This is a genomic window from Bacillus sp. FSL K6-6540, from assembly GCF_038007545.1.
In genome coordinates this window covers 1,332,262-1,352,350 of sequence record NZ_JBBOXH010000002.1, presented here as the reverse complement: position 1 = coordinate 1,352,350, position 20,089 = coordinate 1,332,262, and the positions used below count along the sequence as shown (strand labels likewise).

Here is a 20,089-nt window from a genome sequence, read left to right as displayed (position 1 = left end):
TCTTTCTATCGATCGGAAATATAAAAAGAGATAAACGAAAAAGGAGATGGGTACATGTTTAAGCACACAAAAATGCTGCAGCATCCTGCTAAACCAGATCGTCCAGATCCATTATTCGCTAAAAAAATGCAAGAAATTTTAGGCGGGCAATTCGGAGAAATTTCAGTTGCCATGCAGTACTTATTTCAAGGCTGGAACACAAGAGGAAATGAAAAATACAAGGACTTGCTGATGGATACGGCAACTGAGGAGCTCGGGCATGTTGAAATGATCGCAACGATGATTGCCAGACTTCTTGAGGATGCCCCTCTTGATCAGCAGGAAAAAGCTGCTGAAGATCCGGTCATCGGCTCCATCCTAGGCGGCATGAACCCTCACCATGCGATTGTATCAGGACTTGGCGCCATGCCGGAAAGCAGTACAGGCGTACCTTGGAGCGGCGGTTATATCGTAGCAAGCGGAAACCTGCTGGCAGACTTCCGCGCCAACCTGAATGCGGAATCTCAGGGCCGTCTGCAGGTCGCACGCCTGTTTGAAATGACGGATGACAAAGGCGTCAAAGATATGCTTAGCTTCCTGCTGGCGCGTGACACAATGCACCAAAATCAATGGCTCGCCGCCATTAAAGAATTAGAAGCACAGGAAGGTCCGGTTGTGCCGGGTACATTCCCGAAAGCGCTCGAAAAACAAGAGTTCTCACATCAGCTTATCAATTTCTCTGAAGGCGAAGAAAGCGCCGAGCAAAACTGGCTGAATGAAAAAGCGCCGGACGGAGAAGCCTTTGAATATGTGAAAGAAGCAAAAACGTTTGGAGAAAAACCGGAGTTAAAACCAGCACCGCCTTTTGTTCATAATACACTTCCGGGACGCGAGTAAAGAGACAAGCCCAAAACATGATGTTTTGGGCTTTGATTATGCCTTCAGAACCGTCCAGTCTGGTTCGTACCGGATATCAGGGTTATGTAACAGATCGTGAACGAACGGTTTATCCTCTTCGTACACCGTCACCTCTATCGAAAGAATTACAGCCTTCTGATCGTTTTCCTCGTATATGCTGTCATGTTCGTTCTCCATAAAATGATCATAGGCTTCTCTGTTTTCCCATACACTGATGATTTCTGCGGTGAGCGGCTCGTCTATCGTTTTTCGCCAGCCGCCGGCCTGTTTGATAAAGCCGCTTATATGCGATAATGCTCCCCACTGTGACTGCGCTTTTGCAAATGCTTCAGCGTTTGCAGCGTCTACTTCACATATCATCTTTTTGATTAGCATGGCTGCTCCTCTATGATGACGGTTTCGGCTTGTTTATGCTCCACACAGAGATTTACCGTTCTGACGTAAGAGCGTGTGCGGTGAACCGTGCCTTTCAGGATCAGCAGGCTGTCATTTGCTTTGAGCACCGCGGTTTCTTTGTCCTTAAAATCGATCAGCAGCTCCCCTTCAAGAACAATAAACAATTCGTCTGAGTCAGGGTGATGGTGCCAGTCATATTCTCCCGTAAACACCGCAATGCGCACGCAGTGGTCGTTGACCTCTGAGATTGAAAAATTGGCGTGCTTTTCTTTGACTTCATTTGCGATGGCGAGCAAGTTTTGTATCTTGGACATTAGCGAAAACCCCTTTTTCACTTATTGTATCTCAATAGCGGCATAAATTGAGAAGATTCCAAAAAAAAGCGATCCAGCTGATGTGCCGGATCGCTTTTTTATTTACAGGTTGTCTGCCTTTATGCTTTTGATTAGTCGTTGTTGCGGGCGTTTCCGCCTTTTGAGCCGATTTCTTGGTAGAATTCTTTATCATGATTTTTGCTTGTTGCCTCTCCGCCTTTTCGGCCGATTTCTTGATAGAATTCTTTATCATGATTTTCGCTAGTGGCTTCTCCGCCTTTTTCACCGATTTCTTGATAGAACTCTTTGTCATGGTTCTTGCTAGTGGCTTCTCCGCCTTTTTCGCCGATTTCTTGATAGAATTCTTTGTCATGGTTTTTGCTAGTGGCTTCTCCGCCTTTTTGACCAATCTCTTGATAGAATTCTTTGTCATGGTTCTTGCTTGTTGTTTCTCCGCCTTTTCTACCTGCTTCTTCTCTGCTCATTTTGTTATCGTCTGCCATTTTGAATTCCTCCTTTAATTGGTGTTGGTTGTTGTATTCCCGCTCACAATTCTTTTAAACAAACAAAACACATTGGGTATGTTTCCACTAAAAAAAGCAGGCGGATCGCGGTGTCCGTCTGCTTTCTGCTATTCCATCTCTCGTTCTGTTTCTTTCAGTCGTTCAAGAATGCGCCTCTTTTTGTACAGCATCATGCCTGTCTCGGTAATGTCGTTTAATGTTGAGCGATTGGCAGCGGCGCCAAAAACCATTCCGGCAACCGGCACCATCTGGAAAAGTTTTTTCCAGCCAAACGTGTCTCGATAGCCCAAAACGACTTCTCGCCAGCCTTGGATTTGAGAAGCGACATTCTTATATGTACGGTCTTGATCGTAGTGTTTTAATTCCTGCAAAATCGATCTTTTGCCGACAACATCAGCCGACGTCAGCTGCAGGCATTTCACAATGAAGACGCGTTCTTTTTTCTCCTTTGGGTCATAGCCGTATGCGACTGCGATATCCTGTAATGTTTTTAGTGATAAGCCAAGCACTGCCGGAATGTCTGCCGCCAGCGTAAACACGCCGCCCACACCGGTTGTCGCGCCTTGAACGGTTGCTGCGTTGGTTCTGTTTTTGCCCATTCCTTCCGCAATTTCATCCATGACAGGAAGAGGAGCTTTCCGGATGTCCTCCAGCGATTCAAAGATCTCCCCCGGCAGTTTCTTTTGAAACATCCTGATAATCTGTTTTTCAGATGTCAGGTACTGTCCGCCTGTTTGAACAAAGCTGCCGACCTCATCCAAGAGCTTGCCGATCTTTTTCTGGATGAATTCTGGTGTCAGCTTGTCCAGCAGTTGAAACGGGAGACGGCTGAGCTTTTCCCAAAACCAGACTTTTTGCTGATCTTTTTCCCATTTCTCTATCTCTTTTAATTGCTGATGTAAGTCTTCTTTTCGTTCTGTTGGCACCCAACCCGCACTTCCCTTCCGTTTTTTCTACTATATAGTATACCTTCATTTTTTCGGATGCGTTTTTATTTTTCACCTGCGGGTACCATTTTTATAAAAGGAAAAGGAGTGATGGACATGCCTTGGTCGATGAAGGATTATCCTGCTTCATTAAAAAATCTTGAGAAGCCGGTGAGAAAAAAGGCGATAGACATTGCGAATGCGATGATTGATGAAGGCTATGAGGAAGGGCGCGCGATTCCAATTGCGACAAGCAAAGCGAAGGAATGGGCGGAAAACGCCTCTACAGATGAAATTGATGATTTCCTGACGCATGATGATGAGACAGAACGCGATGCTGATCCAAGCAGTGGCAGCGGGCCCGAGCTCATGAACAAAGCAGAACATGTTATTAAGCATAAAAAAGGCTGGGCAGTCAAAGCCGAGGGCGCCAAACGCGTGTCTGAAATCAAGGATACAAAGAAAGAAGCGATTGAACGGGCAAAGGAAATCGCGGCGCATAAAGGCACTGAGGTCATTGTTCATTTAGCTGACGGCAGTGTGCAGAGAAAGATTAAAACAGGGTCATAAAGGAATATGCTTTTAGGTGTTTCGAAATGATCAGAAGCGGTTATTGATTGGTAAATCATTTATGAGAGGTGATCATGATGCTTAGCTTTTTGGTTTCATTAGTTGTTGCTATTGTTATCGGATTAATTGGGAGCGCCATTGTAGGAAACCGGCTGCCGGGAGGAATTTTCGGCTCTATGATTGCCGGGCTGATCGGCGCTTGGATCGGGCACGGACTTCTTGGCACATGGGGACCGAGCCTCGCCGGCTTTGCTATTTTCCCCGCCATCATCGGGGCAGCCATCTTCGTATTCTTGCTGGGCCTTATATTCCGCGGGCTGCGGAAGGAAGCCTAGACTCATTAGATACAGAAGGCATCGTTTCGAACTGAAACGATGTCTTTTTATATGGGACCTTATCCCGAATCCCTACATATCATGTTACATAACAGGGAAAAATTCAGAAGTGTATTTTGAACATTTTCGGTTGACAAGAAACCGGGATGGTCATATGATGTAGATAAAATAATTTGCCTTAAGGAAACTCTTTGTTGTACGGCAAAAACAAACAGAATTCAGGTGAGACATGATGAACAAGGACATCACAGCACAATCTCCCCGTTCCAAAGCCGTCCAAGATGCGCTTGACGGGAAAATCAGAGGATTCAGAGGGCTGCTCCCTTTTCTCGGCCCTGCATTTATAGCAGCCATTGCCTATATTGATCCCGGCAACTTCGCAACGAATATTTCGGCGGGTTCTAAATACGGATATATGCTCTTATGGGTGATCTTATTTTCTAATATCATGGCTCTTTTAATTCAATCCCTATCCGCCAAACTCGGTATTGCGACAGGCAAAAATTTGCCTGAGGTTGCCCGTGAAGAATTCCCGAAGCCTGTCTCGATCGGATTATGGATTCAAGGCGAGCTGGTCATTATCGCAACTGATCTGGCGGAATTTATCGGAGCGGCTCTGGGACTGTATTTGCTGTTCGGCATTCCGATGCTTGAAGCGTCTATTATAGCTGCGATCGGTTCTTTCGCGATATTGGAGCTTCAGCGCCGCGGTTATCGCTCACTTGAAGCCGGTATTGCCGGTATGCTGTTTGTGGTCGTGATCGCCTTTGCGCTGCAGACCTTTTTCGCAAAACCTGATGCCGTGTCAGTGATGAAGGGCCTTTTTGTCCCGGCGTTTCATGGCACCGACAGTGTGCTTCTTGCAGCGGGTATTCTTGGCGCAACTGTTATGCCGCACGCCATTTATTTACACTCTGCCCTTACACAGCGGCGGGTGGTTGGCAAAACTGATGCAGAACGAAAAAAAATCTTTAGGTTTGAATTTATTGATATTTTAATAGCGATGCTGATTGCAGGGGCTATTAATGCAAGTATGCTGATTGTGGCTGCTGCATTATTCTTCAAAAACGGCCTGTTTGTTGAGGATCTTGACGTCGCATTTCAGCAATTCGGACATCTTGTCAGCCCTATGTCTGCGGCTTTATTCGGGATCGGGCTGCTCGTTGCCGGTCTATCCAGTTCGTCTGTCGGCACACTTTCAGGCGACGTGATTATGCAAGGATTTATCAACTACCGCATTCCGCTGTATGTACGGCGATTTATCACGATTATTCCGCCGATCTTGATCATCGCGTCAGGTGTTAATCCGACGACCGCTCTCGTACTGAGCCAGGTCGTGCTGTCCTTCGGGATCGCCTTTGCCCTCATTCCGCTTATTATGTTTACAAGCAATAAACGGATCATGGGATCTCTGATCAACGCCAAATGGGTCACAGTGGTGTCTTGGCTGATTGCTGTATTGATCGTTGCTTTGAATGTGTTTTTAATTGTAGATACGTTTCGATAAAAAAACCGGCTTCTAAAGCCGGTTTTTATTTTTTCGCAAAAGCTCATTGATACCCTTTTTGACAGAAATTTGTTATGATAGAAGAAAAATCGGAGTTTTGATGATGTCAGTATTTATTCTGTTTTATTTGTGGATTGTTCCTATTGTTATCGGCATTTTATGTTCTGTTGCTGCCCATAAATCCAAGGGAAAAATGAGAGTCGCGCCCGGCATTGCCATGATCGTGCTCAGTATCATTTCCTTAATCACGGCGTTTACAGCCGGACACACGAATTTCCACGTGTTTATCGGCGGCATGTTTTTGTTCGGCACCTTCTTGGTCGGTTCTGCTTTCCCTTTCTTCTTCGGGCTGAAGAAAAAAGAGAAATAAGCTTATAATGAGAAGAGTTCTGTAAGATTTGATAAGAATAAGCATGCAAGGACAAATGCATCTTCCTTTGAAACAAGATGCATTTGTCCTTTTGTCTGTTTCGAGTATGGCGAAATCAGTTCCTAATACATACACCGATCATTTTATGAATTCAAACATGTTATAGCTGAAAATACGTTTGTTTCCAACAAAAAACAGAGGCCTTTTGGGGCCTCTGTTTTTTTAGAATAACCGTTTCAAACTTTTCTTCAGTGACGGCATTTCAAATTTTTGGTTTTCGAAGAAGTTTTTCAGCATGTACTTGCTAAAGCCTTTCGCCTGCCCGTAGGTGATTTTGCCAGGAAGCGGCGGTTCGTTTCCAATCATGACATCCACAACAACAGGTTGGTCAGAGTGCAGCGCCTCATGGAATGCCGGCGCAAGCTCTTCCGCTTTAGTCACTTTGATGCCCTTTGCTCCGCAGCTTTCTGCAAATGCGGCATAGTCGACATTTTGAAGTTTTGTGACATAGTCGATATTGCCTTTGACCTGCTGCTCGTACTCAATCATACCAAGATTTTCGTTGTTTAAAATGACGACTGTGATCGGGAGCTTATATTTGACAGCGGTCGGAAGATCCTGCATGACCATGGAAAATCCCCCGTCACCACAGACAGCGATCGCCTGGCGTTCCGGTTCGGACAAGCTTGCGGCGATCGCTCCCGGCAGGCCGCAGCCCATTGTCGCAAGCCAGCTGGAGACGATGAAATCCTGGTTCGCGTTCATTTTGAAATGACGCGCCATCCAGACTGTCACAGTGCCGACATCGACAGAGAGCACCGCATCATCAGCTGCCGCTTCCTGAAGACGGGCCACGACCTGCTGAGGTTTAAGCGGTGTTGTTGCCTCTGTCTCATCTTTTTCAATTTCGTTCCACCAATGCTGCATATGTTCTGTGCAGGCATTCAGGAATCTTCTGTCTTCCTTGCGTTCAATATACTCTGTCAATTCGCGCAGACCGAGAGCCGAATCGCAGACAAGGCCCGCTGTCACCGGATACCGTTTTCCGATTTTTGCCGGGTCTGAATCGAGCTGGATTGCCGGCGTGTCATCAGGCAAATAATCACGGTACGGGAATGATGTTCCGAGCATGATTAATAAATCACATTCCTCCATTGCCTCGTAAGCCGGCTTTGTTCCGATCTGCCCGAGGTTGCCGAGAAAATGCGGGTGCTTATCGGGAACGACACCTTTTGCCGGGAGTGTAACAACGATCGGAGCGGCGGCTTTGTCCGCAAATTCTAAGAGCTCCCGTTTCGCCTTTTTCATTCCCTGCCCTGCCAGGATAATCGGTTTCTTAGCGTTATTAATATATTGGGCGCAGGTGACGAGCTGTTCTTTTTTCGGTTCAAGGTTCCCTTCAATATACACCGGTGAAGTATACACGGGCTCCCGTTTGATTTTCTCCGCAAACAAATCATCTGACACGCTCAATACCGCAACGCCTTTTTTGCTGTAGGCGGTCCTGATCGCCTGATTTAAGAGATCCGGAAGTGATTCTGCGCTATGTACCTCTCTGTTGAACACAGCCACGTCCTCAAACATTTGCTCCAGCTTAATCTCCTGGAAATAGTCCCGTCCGACTTCGCCAGAAGAAACCTGTCCTGCAATCGCCAGCACAGGGGCGCCGTCCGCTTTTGCATCATATAAACCATTTAATAAGTGCACCGCTCCCGGCCCTGCGATTGACAGACAGACTCCGATCTTGCCGGTGAGTTTTGCTTCAGCTGCGGCTGCCAGTGCCGCTACCTCTTCGTGGCGGGTTTGAATGAACTTCAGTTGATTTCTTTCGTGTCTTAATTCTTCAATAAACTCATTTATACTGTCTCCGGGGATGCCGTATACATGATCAACTCCCCATTGCTCAAGCAGCTCTGTCATTACTTGTCCTGCAGTTTTATGTGCCATAACGTATCCTCCTTTTTCCTTTTTTCAATACCACAGGAGAAAGGCTTTAAAACCCGGAGACCTGAATCACTTGCCCAGTCTTCTTTTCAACAGGTCGATCGCCGCGAGCAACCCTCTATCCTTGACGGTGACATTTACATCTTGAGCGCCGTTCTTGAAATCATTGATCTGCCTTTTTCGATTCGGCACCATAAAAAGCGGCAAACGCCCCGGGGAAACCCACTTTAATCCCGCTGTCTCTGTGCCGTCAGCCACTGCTTGTCCGCCTGTTATGCTTCCGAAAAACAGATGCTGTTCATCTTGAAACTTTGGCCTTTGGTAAACACCTATTTTCGCAGAAAGCGCTGCATTGTATCCCGTTTCTTCCAATACCTCCCGCACTGCCGCTTCCTCAGCCGATTCCCCGGGATCAACCCTGCCGCCCGGCAAATCCCATAGAGGGACATCTTTTCGTTTCACCAGCAGAATTTGCTGACTTTCGTTCAATACGATCACAAAAGCACCTTGTGTATACACCGCCATACCTCCTTTTCTCGCAAAAAAGGACCAAGGTGATTCCCTTGGTCCTAGAGCTTTACTTTTTAAAATGATACGGCAGTGTGGCAACCATTATGTCCTTTTTCCAGAACAGCCGGACTCTGAGGAGGAAGGCCGATTGGTTGTGAAGGATGGTGTGCCAGCGTTTTTTCGTTATAAATTGCGGAAACAGCACCATAACGGAAAACTGCTCCTTCTTCGCTTTTGCCTCAACTGTTTCCAAAAACTTATCAAACGGATGGACAAGGCTTCTGTACGAGGAGTGAAGCGTAACGAGACGCACGCCGTTATTAAGCTCTTCCCAGCGTTTTTCGAATTTCTTTTCCTGTTCTCTGTCAAATGACACGTGAACGGCGATCACTTGATCGGACAGTGATTTCGCATAGTGAATCGATTTTTGCACGACGGTGGTGACACCGGCCACAGGCACAATCACAACGGTGCCTTTGATTTCTTCCGGCTCTTTGTCTACGATGCGAAGCTGTTCACCAACCGCTGTATAGTGATTTTTAATCGCAAAAAACAGCAAAACCACTATAGGCATAAAGATTAACACAGGCCATACAACATTAAACTTCGTCACAAACAGGATGGATAGAACCATAAACGATATCAGTGCGCCGCAGGAGTTGATCAGCATTTTTCCGATCCAGCCTTTTGGTTTTTGCCTGATCCATTTCATGCACATGCCGGTTTGTGAAAGCGTAAATGGAATAAATACGCCCACAGCATATAACGGGATTAAGTGCTCCGTCTGTCCTCCGAATAAGATAATGAGAACAATGGAGGCAAAGCCTAAAAAGATAATCCCATTTGAGAAGCCTAAGCGGTCGCCCCTGACTGTAAACATTCGCGGCATATACTGGTCTCTCGCCAGGTTGAAGGCAAGCTGCGGGAAGGCTGAAAATCCCGTATTTGCCGCAAGAACCAAAATAAGCGATGTGACACCTTGGATGACATAGTAGAACACATTCCGCCCGAAGGTTTCGGATGCAATTTGTGAAACCACTGTTTCATCAGGCTTCGGCGCCGTACCATACCCGTACGCGAGCACCGTGATGCCGGAAAACAAGATTGCCAGCAAAATCCCCATCATCGCAAGCGTTCTTGCCGCGTTTCGCGCAGGCGGGTTTTTGAATGCAGGAATCGCATTAGAAATGGCCTCAACCCCGGTCAACGCTGAGCATCCGGAGGAAAAAGCCTTAAGCAGCAAAAACAGCGTAATGCCGGCTACAGGTGTGCCCAGCGGTGTATGATGGGCTGGCTGGTCTATTTGTCCTGTCATGAGTTTAAACAACCCGACTGCAATGAGAACCAAAAGCGCCACCACAAACAGATAAACCGGGTAGGCAAGAATGGATGCCGATTCCGAAAGACCGCGCAGGTTCAAAATCATAATCACTAACACGAGAAAAATAGCGATCGGCACATGATAATCATGCAATGCAGGAAAGGCTGACGTGATGGCGTCCGTGCCTGCGGAAATACTTACCGCTACTGTTAAAATATAATCAACAAGCAATGAACCGCCCGCAATCAATCCCGGTTTTTCACCGAGATTTTCTTTAGAAACGACATACGCCCCGCCGCCCTGCGGATAAGCGTAAATAATTTGCCTGTATGAAAGAATCAGTGCGAGCAGTAATATGAGAACGCCAACCGCAATCGGAATGGAGTACCAAAATGCGGCAGCACTGATTGTTGCCAAAATGATTAGAATTTGTTCTGTCCCATATGCGACAGATGACAGCGCATCTGAGGAAAGCATAGCCAAGGCTTTTAATTTCGTCAGTTTTTGCTCTCCAGCTGCTTGGGATTTTAGTGGTTTCCCAATCAAAAAACGTTTGATTGAATGATACATCGATGTCTTCCCCTTTTAATTTCTCATTTTTCAATTAAAACAATAAAACATCAGTGTCTTGCTCTCACATGTTGTTGATAGTCCTTTCTGCTATGATGTCTCTGTATGCGATTTGCATTCAAAAATGAACAACAAAAAACACAGAGGCAAACGGATGCCCCTGTGCCATAACATCGAACACAGGTTTCATTCATCTCCTCTCACGAACGCTTACGAGGTTAGCTGACGGATTCGGGCATATGAGAGTTAGCCCTACCTAAAAAGGATTCACCCCAACGGCAAAAAGCCGTTCTATTGGGTCCCCCGCTCTGATTTCAGATTAAGCGATTTGTTTTCTAAAAGAGATCATACTCCCGTTCCCGCACGTTGTAAAGAGGCTTATTGGCTGAGAGAAAAAAATAAAATGACAGGTTCCACAAATGGAATTTACTTACCAAAAATAAAAAAACAGAGGCTAAAATCGCCTCTGTTTTATTCTGTATCTGTCTTTCTTTTTCTGCGTCTTACGGCAATCCAAATGAACACTGCCGCAATCACCATAATGAGTGCCAGCACACCAATATACATCCATTTCTGGCTATGATCCTGTGTTAGTTGTTCTGCATCGGAACTGTTTGTTTCCGATTTGAGCTGCTGGTGGTTTGTAAACACCTGCTGGCTGTTTGTTTCATTAAGGACGGTTGCCGACTCATCGTTGCTGTTCAGATAACTGATGATCTCTTTTGTGACAGCCGCGCCATCTCCTTTTAACGGTGCAAAGACAGCCATTGTATAGCGTGAATCCCAAACCGATGCTTGGGTAAATACCACTTGTTTTGTCGTCTCATTCAGCATCTCGAAACCAGATACATCAAACGATCCGTTCTTTTCCTGCGGCACAAGCAGATCTGATGATTTCTCCTTCAGAAGAGAAAATTGATTGATCCCTCCTATGAAAATGAGGTTTCGTCCTTTCGCATCATTTGCTGTAACGTCAGATGATTTCTTTACCGTATATGAATGCTGTGCTTCGCTGCCAAAGGATTCCGTCACGAGAGAAAGCTCCTCTAGCTTCGATTGGCTTACGGTGTCAGGAAGCACGATTAACGTTGTTTGATCCTGGTTTCCGGCGTAAGGCAGCGGCCACTCTTGAAAATCCGCTGACGGAGACATGCCTTTGATGGCGTATGATAATGTACTGTTTTTATCGATAAAAACCCACTTTTCTTCATCAGTGGTGTTGCAAGGGTTGTTTTCCTTTAAACCGGTCGTGACGAACTGAATATCAATGTAGCGGTTTTTTTGCAGCAGCTTAGGGTCCACTTTCACTGTGACATGATAGAATCCGTTTTTATCTTCTTTTCCTAATTCATCAAGCCGGACCGAGTGCGGCTGGTCGTTGATCATCACTTTCAGTTCTGCGGCCTGAGAGGCTGACTCGTTTTCAGCCGTTGAGGCTTGAATCGTTTCAGACTTTTTCAGTTTAAGCGACAGCTTCGCCAATTGGTTTTCATCTAAAACAGCCGAAGCCGGATAAAAATAATGTGCTGAAGATGTTTTGTCAGCTCCAATTGTGATATCGCCCGCTCCAAAATTCTCAAGGGTCAGCTTATCGCTTTCCTTTTTTTCAGTCTGCCGAAGCTTGCTGATTGAAAGTGTATCGCCGCTGAGCTGGCCTGTATATGTCTGATCTGTCATCACGCTGATTTTTTTAGTGAGCGCGTCCTCGGACGCCGCTTGCGCAAACAGAACCGGCTGCTGTTTGCCCTCTGCTTTCAGCACCCGCTCCGCAAGCAGAAGGTTTTCTCCTTTTGCCTGTAGCCCAGCTTGTTTCAACAGTTTTTTCACTTTGCCGTTCCAATGCTTGTCCACGCCGATAACAATCGTCGGCTTATCGATTTTTTTCAGTTCAGATTCCGTGACATACGCAATACTGACACTGCTGTCCACCGTTTTCAAATAGCCTTCTGTTTTAACAGCAGCTTCTATTTCTGCTGAACTTGGGTGATCCGGAATGACGATGGCTGTTTCTTCCGCTGTATTTCCAGATTGGGCGAAAGGATACGGATAATGGTCCAGCGACGTTCCCTTCGCTTCACTGCTGTCAGCAAGTGTCAGCCGGCTGTCCGGATAAATTTTGATCCAGTTGCCTGATGTATCCTGTCTGACGCACACGCCCTCTTTCATTACGCCGTAGAATTTCAACGATACGTTGTGATAGCCTTGCGCAGACTGGCTTTTATTCAGATTCAGCTTCACTGTTTTCCGTTTGGAATCACCATCAAGCTTTAACGTCTTGACCGGTTCATCATCAATGACAGCCGTTAACGATGATGGAGAAATTAAAAGATTTGATGCCTCGTATTCGATTACCAATTGCTGATTGCCCGAAGAAGCGCCTGCCGGGATCTGATACGTCAGCTCTGCGCTGTCTTTTGATCCATACAGTGTAATCAGCTCGCTTGTAAGCACCTGCTGTTTGGCTTGTTCTTGGCTGCTTTTCCCGAGGAGCGAACCACTGACCTGTACGTCTTTGGCAAGAGCCGTTTGTCCAGTCATCGCCAGCAGCATGAAGCTTGTGAGAAAAATCATTATTTGTTTCAAAAAGGTCACCCGCTTTTATGTTGATTGTATCGTTCTGTCTTGTACCATTTGACCTCTTGCTTGAATAAACGGTGCTTGATTTCTACAAATAAAGAGTAGATAACAAGCACAATCCATGCCTGCGAGTATGTGAAGTACATGAGAAATACGATAAAAAAGTTTTGCTTGTTCATTTCTGTTTTTTCAATGCTCAACGTAATCATGACCTCTGTCATAAATAAGAAAAATGCCAAAATCCAGAGAATCATTGCCAAAAATCCAACCGATAAATGCAAATCATAAAACAAATTCACAACAAAAATCGTATTCGACATGATCACGCCAAAGAAAAACAGGAAGTACGTAAAGAAAAAATAAAACAAATCAAAGATAATCCGTTTTCGTTTCAGCTTAAAAAACTGCGCCAAAAATTTGAGCACGACATATTGATTGCCGCGCGCCCATCGGGTGCGCTGGCGCCACCATACCTTCCATGTTTCAGGTTCCTGCTCCCACGTGATGGCGGCAGGGAAAAAGCGGATGTGATAGCCGAGATTATACACCCGGATGGTCAGTTCAGTGTCCTCAGCGAGCGCTTTGTCATCCCAGCCTCCGAGCTTTTCGATAATGCTTCTGCGGATCGCGAAGTTGGTGCCTGGGATCGTGGCGATTTTGAACCACTTCCATCTGCCTCCCTGGGCCATCCACTGAAAACAGATCGTTTCGATATTAATAAACCTCGTCAGCAGCGTCTTCGCTGCATTGATGACGCGGAATTTCCCTACCACGGCGCCTGCCTTTTCGTCATTCATCAGGCCGAGCACGAGGTAATACACGGCCATTTTCTCAGGCGTGTTGTCGGCGTCATACACACAGATCACATCGCCGTTTGATTCGGCAAAACCTGAGTTAAGTGCAGAGGATTTTCCTTTTCCTGCATTTGGCGGCTTCGTAATCACCATTTTGATAAAATCGTATTTCTCGGAAAATTCATTGACGATATCACCCGTCCGGTCTGATGAATTATCGTTAACGACGATAATCTCCAGCCGGTCCTTCGGATAATAAAGGTTGACCATGGCCTTCAGCGTCTGCCGAATCACAACCTCTTCGTTATGCGCCGGGATAAGGACGCTGACCTTCGGCAGTTCCTTCATGTTTTCTCTCCACTTTGGGATATTCCGTTCGAAGGTCATATAGTGGCGAAACCCGCCCTGCATGAGGAACATGTGGTAGAGAAGCATAACCCATATTAAACTTAGCGAGATAAAGAACAGCGTATTACCCAAGGCTTCTTCTCTCCTTAAAAATTCGTTTTTTCAATGTGGCTCTCAAGTAAAACGTATAACTGACAAACATGATGACAAATAAGAGCACAACAGCGGAGAGAATCCATAACGCCTTTTCCAGAGGGGTTTGCCGGTGATGATCGAAAAACTCGTCAATGGGGCTTACGCCGTTTTTCACCTGAATCGTTCCGTCACCGCTTGTATGAATTTCCACTTTGTCTGTTTTGACGGTTTGTTTCGTTTTCTTTAAATCAAGCCATTCACTGTCTGGAATGCGTTCCATCTGATCAACCAGCTCAGGCAGATATTTCATCCCAAGGTACGGGTGATAAAATCCTCCGGCTACTCCGCCTTCAAAATCAATCATCTGGGAGATGCGCTCCTCCATCTCACCGAGCGGGTTTTGCTTTGATGTGTCGACAAAGCCGATCGTTTCCGGATAAAGCATCATTCCGTGCAACATCGAAGGAGCAGTCACAAACGGAGGTGCACCGGATGTTTTCCATGTTGTGCTGCTGAGCTGGACCTGGCCGAAAATGCTTGTAAAATACTGCGAGGCGATTTGATAGCCATATTCGGACATCGTGTAATGCGGCGCTTCAAACGCCAGCGGGTAAAGACCCGATGATGTCAAATCCTCAATGGCACGCGTCAGTTTTTGTTTTGTATACGTTTCTTCCTTTTCCCGAAATGGTTCAAGATAGCTGTGATAGGCTTGTTCGTTCGGGAAGTCCTGTTCTTTCTCCAAAATGGACGGGGGGTCTTCGGCATTTCCGGATGTAATCGGCTGATCCGCCTTTGCATCCCAAAATTCAAATCCCTCTCCTGTTTCACTGTAGCGATAAGCGTGAGTATAGCCGTGAACTATGATACTGCCGCCCATGCTTTGCAGCTTCTTCAGCACCTTGACCATCTTCGGTTGATCAGACAAATACACTTTGTCGCCTGTTTCCGGATTCAAGTAAACCGGAATGACCGCCAGGATAAAAGGAATATGCCGCTTATGCAGGTATGTACCGGCTTGAAGCAGCAGTTTTTCATCAGACATCGGGCTGATATCCTCGAGACGCAAATACAATAACGTCGTCCCCGCCTTCTCTCCGAAAGCTTCTCTGAGCTGTTTCGCCACGATCAAATTGTCATTTAACAAATTTGTTAATCCAATGTACACATTCCCTTTTTTTGTTTTCCATATAAAAGAATGCGTTGTGCCGTCATCAGCTTTGAAGGTGTAAAGCGCCGTTCCTTTCAGGCCTGATACACTCAGCACGTTAAGCCCGCTTTCCAGAGACACATCGGCCTTTTCCGACCTGCTGTGAACCTGAAACACATTTTCTTTGCGGGCTAATGAAAGCCCGGAAAATTGGCTGATTTGGCCTGCATTATAGCCAATGGCGACAACCGGTTTTTTTACGCCGCTGATAAGAGACAGCAATTTTTTGCTGAGCTTTCTTTTCGTTTGGCCGTAATAAATCACATGGTCTTTCCCTTTGAAATCCGACGCTTCAACGTCTGAATCTTTTTTGACTGTCACATGGGATGTAAAGTGGCCCGCAAGCAAATCGAGCATTTTGACTTGTGACGACTCTTTGCCGTCCAAGGTTGAGTAGATGATGAGAATGCCGGCATCCTGATCTTTCGCTTGCGCAGAAACGGGAAAAGACGCAATAGCTGAAAATAGAAGCATCATGACGCATAGCAATGTGATTCCTTTATAGTTCATTCATCATCATCTCGTTTTCCAGTTCTTCTAAAAATTGATCAGCTGTTTTGATATCGTTGCGGTAGGGCAAATAGCAAACGTGGAACGTAAGCGACACATACTTTCCATTTTCCAGCTGATATGTATCCAATTGTTTCTTCAGCTTGGTCAGAACGGCCGGCATATGTTCAGCAGGCGTGTGCGTCAGCACGATCCCGATACGCTCGTCAGAGGGACGGAATTTCTTATCCGTTTCCCGAACGCTTGTCCTGATTTGCTGACCGACATATTGGAAGAGGCGGTCCGTTTCTTTTTCACCGTACAAAGACTTAAACTCTTTGAAATAATGCATATGGAGCAGCAAAAACACAAAAGAATTGCCATAGCGCTCCGCCCGCTTGATTTCTTCTGAAAGTTCCAGCTTCATCCTTTGCTTGTTATCAAAACCGGTCACTCTGTCAACAGCAACAAAGCTTTTGATTTCGGATTGAAGCCGTGTCATTGAGCGCCGAAGCTCTGCCGTAATATCGTGGATTCGTCCAGAAATAAAAGAAAACAGCAAAAGCGCGATTCCCCACACGACAAGCATTCGCAGTCCTTCCTCAGCCGGAAATAACGCAGCCTGTCCAGTCTGGAAAAACATCATTAAGGTGCCGAGAACAAAGAGTACGATTAAGGTCACTGCCAGCGCGTAAATCGGGCCGAACCAGATGCCTGCGGCGATGACGCCAAATGTGATGCAAAGGATCAGAGCACCTTCTGATTGCTGGGCTGACACATAATAAATAAACAAAGACAGGGCCGCGATGAGCCCTGAAAAATAAGCAAATAATTTTTGTGATTCACTGAATGATATTTTCATTAAAAAGCTTCCTTTCGGCTAACAGCGGCAGCAGATTGTCAAATGAATGCGTCTGAGTGCCGCTCATATAGCCTCCATAATACGATTTCACCGGATCATGAATTTCAAAGTCATTCATTCTGTCATATATGGCTTTGATGACAGAACTGTTTTCATGCTGTTTTGTCAAAAACAATACGGCTAAGGCATATACGGATGGAGACTCATATTGGACGGCAGGCTCCTTCGTATCTGCCGAATACCGCCCGTACAGCTTTCCGTTTTTCTGAAATTCCTGCTTGATCCAGTCTGCTAAAACAGATGCTTTTTCATCCCCTTCCGGCAAATGCCAAGCAGCGTAAAGCTGATCAATCAGGTTGATTTCACTGTCATATGTGTATTCCTTCGTCTCCGAGCTGTATGTCTTCGGCAGAAAGCCATTTTTTAAAGGAGCTGAATAGAGAACATTGGCATTCCGCTGTTCTGTTTCTTCGTCTATGATTCCATTCTTCTTTAAGACAGCTAAAGCATCAGGCATGACGTATGAAATTGTCACATCCTTTGAAGCGGCCTGTGAGTCGTAAAAGTCTGTAAAAAACCCGTTGTTCATATTGTATGTCTTCAAAGACATGCCGATATCCCTAGCCGTTTGCGCGTAGTCGCTGCGGCCCCATTTTGCGGCGGCTTGGTCAAGAGACAGCATAATTCTCATATCATCTATCAGCGCATTCGTCCCGCTCGCTTGGCCATTTTGAATCTTCCACGTCACCAAGTGATTGCTCATCAGAAATGAATCAGTCAGATGCTGATATTGATCCTGGAAATGCGGTGCGTCATTTTTGCTGAGCAGAAACTCCATCCACAGTCCGAGAGATTCCGACAAGTAAGAAGGCTGGTCTGAAAAATCGGTTTTGATCAGCCCTTGGCCATTCATTAAATTGTGATAGATGAAATATTCTGCCGGCTGGAGCGGGCTGGCATTCACTTCTGTCGCCGACTGATTTTGGGTCTTGTTTCCAGCTTCAGCACACCCTGCGGAAAGTCCGATAGATAAGAAGAATAAGATGACAGCAATTAGTACATGCCTCACAGGCAAATCCCCCTTTGTCGCCTGAAGCAAATCAGACGCTCACAATTAGTTATAGACGAAAATATGACTGCCATGTTACAAAGTACATTTACTATAAAAGAAAAAAATGCAGATTGCTAGCTTTTTTTCCCCTTTTTGAACATTAAGAAAACAGGACCTAAGTCCAATAAAAAAACCTGTGCGATAGGCACAGGTTTTTTTATTATTTATCCAAACCGAGTTTTTTCAGCTGTTCTGCCAGCGCGTTGTTAATCGGCTCATCTTTATTTTGTTTTTTCATATAAGAGGATACGTCCCGTTTGGTAGCACGCGCTTTGTCTTTGTTTTTTCGTTTTTCAAATACAGAGAGCTTTTCACGGTGACCGCACACACACGCAAAGGTTTGGCCCTCGCCTTGGCCGCGAAGCTCCATTCTTTTATTGCAGTTCGGGCAGCGTGCGTTTGTTTTTCGGGCAATCGTTTTTCTGCTTCCGCATTCACGATCTTGGCACACGAGCATCGTCCCGCGTTTGCCGTTTACTTTCAGCATCATTTTGCCGCATTCCGGACATGCCGTTCCCGTGATGTTGTCATGTCGGAAGGTTTGGCTGCTGTTTTTGATTTCTTTTACCGTTTGGTGAGCGTAAGCCTTCATATCTTTAATAAAAACAGCCGATTTCAATTTGCCGGCCGCAATCGCAGACAGCTTTTGCTCCCATTCTGCTGTTAAGGCCGGTGATTTCAGATCCTCCGGAACAAGCTGCAGGAGCTGTTTTCCTTTAGAAGTGATAAAAATATCTTGGCCTTTTTTCTCGATTAAAAAGCTGTTGAACAGTTTTTCAATAATGTCGGCACGCGTTGCCACCGTGCCGAGGCCGCCTGTTTCTCCAAGCGTTTTGACGAGGCCTTTTTCTTCTCCCTGCATAAATGCGCTTGGGTTTTCCATCGCAGACAGCAAGGTCCCTTCATTAAAGCGGGCAGGCGGCTTCGTTTGGCCGCTTGTTTCCGTTAACGTGCGGACGGCAAGTGTGTCGCCTTTTTGAAGCGCAGGAAGTGTCTGGTCTCTGTCATCCTCCTGCTCATCATCCTCATCCGCCATATCATAAACGGCTTTCCACCCTTGCGATTGCACGGTTTTGCCTTTCGCCGTAAAGGTTTCTCCGCCGATTTCTGCGATGACCTTTGTTTCCTCATATTCGAATGCAGGCATTAATACAGCAAGGAAACGTTTCGCAATCAGGTCATACAGCTTTCGTTCTTTATCACTCAGACTGCTGAGAACGAGCGGCTCTTCGGTCGGGATAATCGCGTGGTGGTCTGACACCTTCGCGTCATTGACATATCCTTTATAAGATTTAATGCCGCGTTTTTTAATTTGGCTGACATATTGGGCATACGGTTTTACTTCCATGCCTTCCAGACGGTCTTTTAACGTCGGGACGATGTCACTGGATAAAAATCTAGAGTCCGTCCGCGGATATGTGACGAGCTTATGCTGCTCATATAGCTTCTGCAGTACAGAAAGCGTTTCTTTAGCAGAAAAACCGAAGCGCTTGTGGGCGTCACGCTGCAGCTCCGTTAAATCATAAAGCGCAGGCGCAAAGCTTTTTTTCGCTGTTTTTTTCAGCTCAGCTACGACCGCTTGCTTTCCTTGGAGATTTTTTAGCAAACGGCTTGTTACATCTTGATTGAACGTTCTCGTCTGCTTTGATTTCTTATCCTGCCACGTCAGCGTCATGCCGTCGACTGCAGCACGGATGCCGTAATACGGAACGGGCGTAAACGCTTGAATGTCTGCCTCGCGCTTTGCAATCATGGCAAGCGTCGGAGTCTGCACACGCCCGCATGAGAGCTGGGCATTGAATTTTGTGGTAAGTGCACGGGTGGCATTGATTCCCACAATCCAATCCGCTTCCGCTCTGGCGACGGCAGAATGGTACAGGTTTTCATATTCTTTGCCGCTGCGCAGCTTTTGAAAACCTTCCTTGATCGCTTTATCCGTCACAGATGAAATCCACAGCCGCTTGATTGGTTTTCGGACATTCGCTTTCTCAATGATCCAGCGCGCAACAAGCTCACCTTCCCGGCCTGCGTCAGTCGCGATGACAATCTGATTGACGTCTTTACGGGTAAGCTGGGATTTGACTGCATTGAACTGCTTTCCGGTTTTTTTTATCACCACAAGCTTCAAGGGTTCTGGGATAATCGGCAGATCCTCTAGGCGCCATGATTGAAATTCTTTTCCGTAGCCTTCCGGATCAGCAAGCGTCACCAAATGGCCTAAAGCCCAGGTCACAATATATTGATCGCCTTCGAGATAACCGTTTCCTTTTTTATGGCACTTCAGCACCCGGGCTAAATCCCGGCCGACTGAAGGTTTTTCAGCTAATACAACTGTTTTTGACATGCTTGATCACTTCTCTTTCTTTCGCGCTCATCCTG

Annotated in this window: 19 protein-coding genes and 1 riboswitch; of the genes, 6 read left to right on the top strand and 13 right to left on the bottom strand. The window is 46.1% G+C overall.

The features are described 5' to 3' along the window. Positions 1-54: 54 nt before the first annotated feature. Entirely contained in the window at positions 55-876 is an 822-nt protein-coding gene (locus tag MHH82_RS39265; RefSeq protein ID WP_015715268.1) for a manganese catalase family protein, read from the top strand. 36 nt (positions 877-912) lie between these two features. Here MHH82_RS39265 and MHH82_RS39260 read toward each other — a convergent pair whose 3' ends face one another. The 4 genes from MHH82_RS39260 to MHH82_RS39245 form a co-directional block, all read right to left on the bottom strand. Then, the gene (locus MHH82_RS39260) at positions 913-1,272 is read right to left on the bottom strand and encodes a YdbC family protein (RefSeq protein ID WP_070548590.1); all 360 of its coding nucleotides are present in this window, start codon (positions 1,270-1,272) and stop codon (positions 913-915) included. Next, on the bottom strand, positions 1,266-1,607 hold the full coding sequence (locus MHH82_RS39255) for a cupin domain-containing protein (protein WP_038827758.1): 342 nt from the start codon (positions 1,605-1,607) through the stop codon (positions 1,266-1,268). Before MHH82_RS39255 ends, MHH82_RS39260 begins: the two co-directional genes overlap by 7 nt. Before the next feature lie 131 nt (positions 1,608-1,738). Further along, complete coding sequence (gsiB, locus tag MHH82_RS39250) at positions 1,739-2,110, bottom strand: glucose starvation-inducible protein GsiB (protein ID WP_003225126.1); 372 nt, start codon at positions 2,108-2,110, stop codon at positions 1,739-1,741. A gap of 128 nt (positions 2,111-2,238) precedes the next feature. Next, positions 2,239-3,057 carry an EcsC family protein gene (locus tag MHH82_RS39245; RefSeq protein ID WP_015715265.1) on the bottom strand — a complete coding sequence of 273 codons (819 nt, stop codon included), beginning with the start codon at positions 3,055-3,057 and terminating at the stop codon, positions 2,239-2,241. A 117-nt stretch (positions 3,058-3,174) separates the two neighbouring features. On the opposite strand from MHH82_RS39245, the gene MHH82_RS39240 reads away from it, so the two are divergent. From MHH82_RS39240 to MHH82_RS39220, 5 genes are all read left to right on the top strand, one after another. Next, the gene (locus tag MHH82_RS39240; RefSeq protein ID WP_003246574.1) at positions 3,175-3,627 is read left to right on the top strand and encodes a DUF2188 domain-containing protein; all 453 of its coding nucleotides are present in this window, start codon (positions 3,175-3,177) and stop codon (positions 3,625-3,627) included. Positions 3,628-3,704: 77 nt separating this feature from the next. After that, entirely contained in the window at positions 3,705-3,962 is a 258-nt protein-coding gene (locus MHH82_RS39235) for a GlsB/YeaQ/YmgE family stress response membrane protein (RefSeq protein ID WP_003246519.1), read from the top strand. 229 nt (positions 3,963-4,191) lie between these two features. Next, positions 4,192-5,469: an Nramp family divalent metal transporter gene (locus tag MHH82_RS39230; protein ID WP_032680356.1), complete on the top strand. Its 1,278-nt coding sequence runs from the start codon at positions 4,192-4,194 to the stop codon at positions 5,467-5,469. Between the two features lie 103 nt (positions 5,470-5,572). After that, the gene (locus tag MHH82_RS39225; protein WP_009966591.1) at positions 5,573-5,839 is read left to right on the top strand and encodes a hypothetical protein; all 267 of its coding nucleotides are present in this window, start codon (positions 5,573-5,575) and stop codon (positions 5,837-5,839) included. Between the two features lie 28 nt (positions 5,840-5,867). Beyond that, on the top strand, positions 5,868-6,005 hold the full coding sequence (locus MHH82_RS39220) for a hypothetical protein (protein WP_050496044.1): 138 nt from the start codon (positions 5,868-5,870) through the stop codon (positions 6,003-6,005). Positions 6,006-6,061: 56 nt separating this feature from the next. On the opposite strand, the gene MHH82_RS39215 is transcribed toward MHH82_RS39220, so the two are convergent. The 9 genes from MHH82_RS39215 to MHH82_RS39175 all read right to left on the bottom strand — a co-directional run bounded on the left by MHH82_RS39215 (position 6,062) and on the right by MHH82_RS39175 (position 20,054). After that, positions 6,062-7,786 carry a pyruvate oxidase gene (locus tag MHH82_RS39215; RefSeq protein ID WP_021481718.1) on the bottom strand — a complete coding sequence of 575 codons (1,725 nt, stop codon included), beginning with the start codon at positions 7,784-7,786 and terminating at the stop codon, positions 6,062-6,064. A gap of 66 nt (positions 7,787-7,852) precedes the next feature. Beyond that, on the bottom strand, positions 7,853-8,302 hold the full coding sequence (gene mutT, locus MHH82_RS39210; RefSeq protein ID WP_015715262.1) for an 8-oxo-dGTP diphosphatase MutT: 450 nt from the start codon (positions 8,300-8,302) through the stop codon (positions 7,853-7,855). A 58-nt stretch (positions 8,303-8,360) separates the two neighbouring features. Beyond that, positions 8,361-10,184 (bottom strand): potassium transporter KimA, encoded by a 1,824-nt coding sequence (gene kimA, locus MHH82_RS39205; protein ID WP_072175528.1) that lies wholly within the window; start codon positions 10,182-10,184, stop codon positions 8,361-8,363. 192 nt (positions 10,185-10,376) lie between these two features. After that, positions 10,377-10,520, bottom strand: a riboswitch (cyclic di-AMP (ydaO/yuaA leader). 135 nt (positions 10,521-10,655) lie between these two features. Next, positions 10,656-12,767 carry a cellulose biosynthesis cyclic di-GMP-binding regulatory protein BcsB gene (locus tag MHH82_RS39200; protein ID WP_072175527.1) on the bottom strand — a complete coding sequence of 704 codons (2,112 nt, stop codon included), beginning with the start codon at positions 12,765-12,767 and terminating at the stop codon, positions 10,656-10,658. Positions 12,768-12,772: 5 nt separating this feature from the next. Further along, positions 12,773-14,035, bottom strand: coding sequence for a glycosyltransferase family 2 protein (locus MHH82_RS39195; protein ID WP_014475851.1), 1,263 nt, complete (start codon positions 14,033-14,035; stop codon positions 12,773-12,775). Then, complete coding sequence (locus MHH82_RS39190) at positions 14,028-15,737, bottom strand: DUF2334 domain-containing protein (protein WP_072175536.1); 1,710 nt, start codon at positions 15,735-15,737, stop codon at positions 14,028-14,030. Before MHH82_RS39190 ends, MHH82_RS39195 begins: the two co-directional genes overlap by 8 nt. Before the next feature lie 10 nt (positions 15,738-15,747). Beyond that, positions 15,748-16,599 (bottom strand): cyclic-di-GMP receptor EpsK, encoded by an 852-nt coding sequence (gene epsK / locus MHH82_RS39185; RefSeq protein WP_072175526.1) that lies wholly within the window; start codon positions 16,597-16,599, stop codon positions 15,748-15,750. Further along, positions 16,580-17,668 (bottom strand): lipoprotein YdaJ, encoded by a 1,089-nt coding sequence (locus MHH82_RS39180; protein ID WP_072175525.1) that lies wholly within the window; start codon positions 17,666-17,668, stop codon positions 16,580-16,582. The genes epsK and MHH82_RS39180 overlap by 20 nt, the downstream gene beginning before the upstream one ends. Before the next feature lie 202 nt (positions 17,669-17,870). After that, complete coding sequence (locus MHH82_RS39175; protein ID WP_340796662.1) at positions 17,871-20,054, bottom strand: DNA topoisomerase III; 2,184 nt, start codon at positions 20,052-20,054, stop codon at positions 17,871-17,873. Positions 20,055-20,089 lie beyond the last annotated feature (35 nt).